The 5,117-nt window shown below is 49.1% G+C and carries 2 protein-coding genes; both read right to left on the bottom strand.

What is annotated here, in order from left to right:
- Positions 1-162 precede the first annotated feature (162 nt).
- The gene (gene pepN / locus O3660_RS11455) at positions 163-2,784 is read right to left on the bottom strand and encodes an aminopeptidase N (RefSeq protein WP_049350908.1); all 2,622 of its coding nucleotides are present in this window, start codon (positions 2,782-2,784) and stop codon (positions 163-165) included.
- A 155-nt stretch (positions 2,785-2,939) separates the two neighbouring features.
- On the bottom strand, positions 2,940-5,117 hold a 2,178-nt coding region (locus tag O3660_RS11450; protein ID WP_371464995.1), incomplete at its 5' end, for a YadA family autotransporter adhesin.

The following is a 5,117-nucleotide window of genomic DNA, read 5'->3' as shown; positions in this document are numbered from 1 at the left end:
CCTGTTTTATGCAGGCTCTTTTTTTATTCTTATTCACTATCCTCAACGAAAATTAATTTAAGCGTTGATATATAAAAAGGCCGTCTGAAACCAATCGGTTTCAGACGGCCTTTAGTCTGCCTATCCTTATTGCCAAATTACAATAAGGTTAACAGACAAGCTTTATTTTTCATTCAGAATCTTACCGACAATCTCACCCACATCTTTGGACAAACCTTCTTGTGCATGGATGCGTTGCAATTCTTTGGTCATGACGGCTTTGCGGTTGGCTTCCAATTTGTTGCAGATGTTGAAAGCCTGCACCAATCGGGCGGCAACTTGCGGATTGAAGCGGTCGATTTCCATCACTTTATCGGCAACAAAACGGTATCCACTACCATCTTCTGCATGGAAGTGCGGAATATTACGACTGAAGCTCATCAATAAAGAACGGGCCTTATTTGGATTTTCAATACTGAACTTAGGATGATTCAAGGCCGTCTGAACTTGCTGTAAAGTATCTTTGCGGCGACTTGAGGCAATCAGGGCAAAATATTTGTCCATTACCAAAGCATCATCGGCAAATTTATCGGCAAATTGTGTCAACAAACGATCGCGGATTTCGCTTTCATTGCTGTTAATTGCGGATAAGATACCCCATTCGTGGGTCATGTTTTGCGCCATTGCTTCGTAATTCTCCGCAACGTGTTCGATATGCGCAGCGTCAGCACGAAGGATAAATGCCCTGCAAGCATTGCGCAAAGTACGCCAGCCGGCCAATTCCGGGCTGTATTCATAACGCACAGCGGCATCAGCTTGGTTTTCTTGCTCGGCAGCTTGACGGTTCAGCTCGCGCCATTGAGGCAGGAACTTGACGGCAACGGCATTGAGCAAGGCTTCACGCGCCTGATGAACCTGAATCGGGTCAATATTTTCTTCTTCCGCCCATACATCGGTTTCAGACGGCATTTGCAGCAAAATGGCACGGAATGCCGGATCAAAGTCACCGGAAACCACCAAAGCCAAAGCATCCATCAATGCTTTGTGTTCCGGCAAAGGACGGCCTTCCGCCAATGCCTGACGGTTGGCGTTAATGGCGCGATGATACAGGGTTTGAGCAGCCTCCCAACGGGCAAACTCATTTTCATCTGCCGCCAACAACGTGGCCAATTCTTGCTCGCTGTACGGATAGTTCAGGGTAACCGGTGCAGAGAAGTCACGCAACAGAGACGGGATAACCGGCTCATTGACGCCGCCCAACACAAAAGTCTGCTCGGCTTCAGTCAATACCAAAACCGCCTCTTTCACACGTTTGCCTTGATATTCAAACTCAACCGCTTCGCCTTTTTCGTTCAGCAAACCGGTTTTAACCGGAATCATCATCGGCTGTTTGTCCGCCATATCGGGCGTGGCCGGAATAGTTTGTTTGATGGTCAATTCAAACGCACCATCTTTCAGACGGCCTTGAGCATCTAAAACCGGCGTACCGGCTTGGCTGTACCACAAGGCGAACTGATCAAGATTGATACCGTTTGCGTCTGCCATTGCGGCACGGAAATCATCACAAGTCACAGCCTGTCCGTCGTGGCGTTGGAAATACAGCTTCATGCCTTTTTGGAAGCCTTCTTCCCCAAGCAAGGTGTGATACATGCGCACCACTTCCGCACCTTTTTCATAGACGGTCATGGTGTAGAAGTTGTTCATCTCTTCATAGCTGGCCGGGCGGACAGGATGCGCAGTCGGGCCTGCATCTTCAGGGAATTGGAACAAGCGCAGCATGCGGACATTGTCGATACGGCGTACCACGCGGCTGGCTCGGTCGCCAGAAAACTCTTGATCACGGAATACGGTCAAACCTTCTTTCAGCGACAATTGGAACCAATCGCGGCAGGTCACGCGGTTGCCCGTCCAGTTATGGAAATATTCGTGGCCGACAACAGATTCGATGCCTTCAAAATCAGTATCGGTCGCGGTACAGCTGTTGGCCAGCACAAACTTGGTGTTGAAAATATTCAAACCTTTGTTTTCCATTGCGCCCATATTGAAATCGCCCACGGCAACGACCATGAAAATATCCAAGTCGTATTCCAAACCGAAGCGTGTTTCGTCCCATTTCATCGCATTTTTCAACGATTCCACGGCAAACCCTACTTTAGGTTTATCTGTCTCCGTGGTATAGAACTCGATTTTGACCTTACGGCCGCTCATGGTCGTAAAATAATCTTCCGTTACTGCCAAATCGCCAGCTACCAAAGCAAAGAGATAGCTCGGTTTGGCAAACGGGTCTTCCCATTTCACCCAATGACGGCCGTCTGAAAACTCGCCGCCATCGATTTTATTGCCGTTAGACAGCAACACCGGATAGCGTTTTTTGTCTGCAACGATTGTGGTGGTAAATTTAGACATGACATCTGGACGGTCGATGTAAAACGTAATTTTGCGGAAACCTTCCGGTTCGCATTGTGTGAACAGGTTGCCACCGGAAGCATACAGACCCATCAAAGATTTGTTCTCAGCCGGTAGAATTTCAGTTTCCACTTCCAGCGTGAAGTTTTCAGACGGCACGCCGGCAATCGTCAGTTTTTCGTCTTCCAACACATAATCTACGGCCCGGCCGTTTACTTTCACAGACAGCAGTTTTGCCGAACCATCCAATACCAATGGCTCTCCTGCTCTTTCAGGTTGAACGGTCAGACTGGATTTGACGATGGTTTGCGGTTCTAAAATATCGAAATGCAGGTCGGTTTTCAGAATACGGTACGCTGGCGCGGCGTAGTCTTTCAAATAATGGATGGTTTTGCTCATTTGTTCTCTTTCAGAGTCATGCGGTAAATAGATGAAGCATATCGTTTCAGATAGTCTAAATTCAAGTGTTTTCAGAAAAAAAGGCCGTCTGAAACCTAAAATTTCAGACGGCCTCCCTATTCAGGCAGTAAATCTAGTTGCCTGTCATTGCCAACTTACCACTTATACAGCGCACCGACACCGACACCGACATGACCGTCGGTATTGGCCGAGAAGTTGCCTTTGACAATCCAGTTGCCGCCGTCACTCATCGCAGATACGCCGATAGCCATGGCAGACTGACCGCCGTAGTAGCCGCTGCCGACACCGATACCGGTCTCACCCGGACTGGTTACTTGCGGAATCGAGCCTTGGGCAATCGCACCGGCCACACCCGCGTAGGCTTTCTTACCTACTTGGTTGATGTTGTTTTGCAATTCGTTGCCCAAACCAATCAACTGGTTCACGTTTGCCGCGTCTGTACCGTCTTTACCCGGAGCCACATTGGTAATGCGTTGGCCGCCGTTGTTCAGACCGACAGGAGACAGTTTGACTTGGTTGTTCGGATTGTTTTCAGTCGGTGCAGCGATGGTTACGCCATCGTTGTTGACCACGGTGTTGCCTGCGGTCAGACCGTCTTTGTTCAACGCAACTTTATCGCCGACTTTCATGCCGTCGTTATTCATTACAGTATCGCCTGCTTTGAAGGTATCGGCATTCACTGTCTTCACGCTAATCTCGTCAGCCAACTTCAGTTGAGCACCACCGGCTACGGTTTCGCTGATGATGTTGCTGTCGCCTTTGACATTGATGGTGTCGCCCAATGCATAGTTGTTGCTGCCGGTCGTACCGCCGAAGTTGATGCCTTTGGCGATAGTCGCAGCGTTGTTGGCTACGTTTTGGTTGGTCGCAAACAGTTGGCTGCCGTTAACGGCATCTTTGCTGTTGGCATTGAGGTCGCCGTCGGCTACGTTGGTCACTTTGTTACCCGCATTGTCCAAGCCGTCTTTAGTCAGGTTCACATCGCCTGCTTTCAAGCCGTCTTTGTTCAATGCAACATCATCACCAACTTTCACACCATCATTATTAACAGTAGTATCACCGGCTTTCACGCTGTCAACGTCCAAGTCTTTATCGGTAGCAACTTCATAAACAGTCTGACCTTTGTCACCTGTTTTTTCAGTCACAACGATGTTCTTACCTTGAACGACTTCAGTTTTAGATGCCGTCGCAGCTTGTTTCAGTTGAGAAACATTAACCGCATCGGCGTCATCCGTACCGGCCGCAACGTTGGTAATCTTGTTGCCGCCATTGTTCAAGCCAGCTTTGGTCAGGTTCACATCGCCTGCTTTCAAGCCGTCTTTGTTCAATGCAACATCATCGCCGACTTTTACACCGTCATTATTCATCACGGTATCACCTGCGGTAACGCTGTCAACTTTCAGGTTTTTATCGGTAGCCACTTTGTAAATGGTTTGGCCATTGGCGCCGACATTCTGAGTAACAACAATGTTATCGCCTTGAACGACTTCGGTCTTAGCCGCAGCCGCAGCTTTGTTCAACTGAGCAACATTCACCGCATCAGTATCATCGGTACCGGCTGCAACGTTGGTAATCTTGTTGCCGCCGTTGTTCAAGCCGGCTTTAGTCAGGTTGACATCACCAACTTTCACGCCATCAGTATTGACGGTGGTATCGCCGGCTTTCACGCTGTCAACTGCCAAGTCTTTAGCCAATTTGACTTCCAACTTATCAGAGCCATTCGCTACAACACCGATATTGCCGTCTGAAAGTTTGGCTGCATCGGTTTGACCGCCAACAATATTCAGCTTCGTACCCGGTTTGCGTTCAACATCTTTGCCGCTGTCGCCGCCGAAAGTCAAAGGCAGATTGGCAGTTGCATTGACGGCTTTAATCGCATCATGGATGTTGTTCTCACCAGTACCGCCAATATCGGTCATGCTGATGTTGCCGCCATTATTGGCCGCATTGCCACCCAATACATTCACCAACTGATCTTGGGCTGCATTCAGCTGCTCTTCAGTCGCCGCACGTTTGCCTTGGGCAAAGTCGCTGCCACCCAAAGTCGTATTGCTCAAGCCGCTGACTTCGCCTTTATTGCCATCGATTTTCACCGGAGCCGCTTGACCGACATTCAACACATCTGCCAGTTTCAGCTGTGCACCACCGGCTACGGTTTCGCTGATGATGTTGCTGTCGCCTTTGACATTGATGGTGTCGCCCAATACGTAGTTTTTGCTGCCGGTCGTACCGCCGAAGTTGATGCCTTTGGCGATATTGGCGGCGTTGTTGGCTACGTTTTGGTTGGTCGCAAACAGTTGGCTGCCGTTCAC

Source organism: Neisseria sp. 27098_8_139 (assembly GCF_041433195.1).
Classification (GTDB): domain Bacteria; phylum Pseudomonadota; class Gammaproteobacteria; order Burkholderiales; family Neisseriaceae; genus Neisseria; species Neisseria subflava.
This window is presented reverse-complemented; position numbering and strand designations above follow the sequence as displayed.